The sequence below is a fragment of the Aeromicrobium sp. genome (assembly GCF_036676885.1).
In the GTDB taxonomy this organism is placed as follows: Bacteria; Actinomycetota; Actinomycetes; order Propionibacteriales; family Nocardioidaceae; genus Aeromicrobium.
Map to the genome: position 1 here is coordinate 1 of NZ_JAKFCB010000187.1, position 1,736 is coordinate 1,736.

Annotated in this window: 2 protein-coding genes; both read right to left on the reverse strand. The window is 71.4% G+C overall.

Going from position 1 to position 1,736, the window contains the following annotated elements; genetic code table 11:
- The coding region (locus V6M46_RS08880; protein WP_332663879.1) for an NAD(P)/FAD-dependent oxidoreductase at positions 1-884 on the reverse strand (884 nt) is incomplete at its 3' end.
- Positions 885-963: 79 nt separating this feature from the next.
- Positions 964-1,736: molybdopterin oxidoreductase family protein (locus tag V6M46_RS08885; RefSeq protein ID WP_332663882.1), on the reverse strand; the 773-nt coding region annotated here is incomplete at its 5' end.

Consider the following 1,736-nt stretch of genomic DNA (forward strand, 5'->3'; position numbering starts at 1 on the left):
GCCCGCGCCTGCGCCCAGCCCGGAGCGACCAGGCCGCTGACACCGCTGGGGGTCTCGGCGCAGTCGCCGATCGCGGAGATGCGCGGGTCCTGCGTCGTGCGCAGGTCATCGCCCACGACGATGCCGATGTTGGTCTCGAGGCCGGCGGCACCGGCCAGGCTCGTCTCCGGCGCGGTGCCGGCGGCCAGCACGACCAGCCCGGCGGGGTACGACGTCCCGTCCGCGAGGCGCACGGCGGTGACGCGACCGTCGGTCACGCCGACGGATGCGATCTGCGCGTTGCCGATGAACTCGATGCCGAGGTCGTTGGCGGCATCCTCGGCGACCTGCGCCACCGAGGCGTCCAGGTCGCGATCCAGCATCGTCGGCATGATCGACATGACCGTGACCTTGACGCCGCGGTGCTGCAGGCCGCAGGCCAGCTCGACGCCCAGCGGACCGCCGCCGATCACGACCGCGTTGTCGACGTTGAGCGCCGCCGCGGAGATGTCGCGTGCGTCGTCGAGGCTGCGGAGCACGTGGGCGCCGCGCGGCAGCCCGTCCCGGAGGCCGGGGATCGGGATGACCCGGCCCCGGGCGCCGGTGGCCAGCACCAGGTGGTCGTACTCGAAGTCACCCTGCGCCGTCACGACGCACTGGCGCTCGCGATCGATCTCGAGCGCCGCGACTCCCGGACGTACGCGGACGCGGCCCTCGTCCGGTGTCGGCAGCGACAGCCCGGCAAGGTCGACCCGGCCGGCGACGAGCTCGGTCAGCAGGACGCGGTTGTAGGGCTCGTACGACTCCTCGCCCAGCAGGTCCACGTCGACCTCCGGGGCGACCCGACCCAGCTCGTCGACGAAGCGGTTGCCCACCATGCCGGCACCGATGACTACGACCTTCATGCCGCCGCCTCCGAAGAAGACCCACGATACGGAGACAGCGGCATGATCCCTGTCTCATGATTCACTCGCTGGCGCTCGTTCATGCCTCGACCCTTCCGATCTTGACTGCACAGACCTTGAACTCCGGCATGCCTGACACCGGATCCGTCGCCGAGTTGGTGACGGCGTTGACCATGCCCTCGTCCGCGAAGTGGAACGGCACGAACACGGTGTCCGGGCGGATGTCGGGGCTGATGCGCGCCTGGGCGACCATCGAGCCCCGCTTGGACGTGATGGTGATGTCGTCGATGCCCTCGACGCCGATGCGTTCGGCCAGCATCGGGTGGATCTCGACGTACGCCCGGGGCATCGAGTCGTTGAGCTTCGACACCCGGCGCGTCTGCGCGCCGGACTGGTAGTGCTGCAGCACCCGCCCGGTCACGAGCCACACCGGCGCCTCGCCACGCAACGCGTCAGCCGGGCCGACGGGGCGTACGGCGATCATCTTCGCGCGGCCGCTCGGCGTGGGGAACGACTCGGCGAACAACCGAGGCGTGCCGGGGTGGTCCTCCGACGGGCAGGGCCAGTAGAGCGCCTCGCCCGCGTCGAGGCGGTCGTACGAGATGCCGGCATAGTCCGCGCGGCCTCCCGCACTGGCGCGCCGCAGCTCGTCGTACACCTCGCGCGGCTCGGTCGCCCACGTGCCGGGAGCGTCGAGCCGGTCGGCGAGTGCCGAGAAGATCTCGAGCTCGGAGCGTACGCCCGACGGTGCCTCGACGGCCTTGCGGCGGCGCAGCACGCGACCCTCGAGCCCCGTCATGGTGCCCTCCTCCTCCGCCCACTGGGTCACGGGGAGGATGTAGTCGGCGAGCA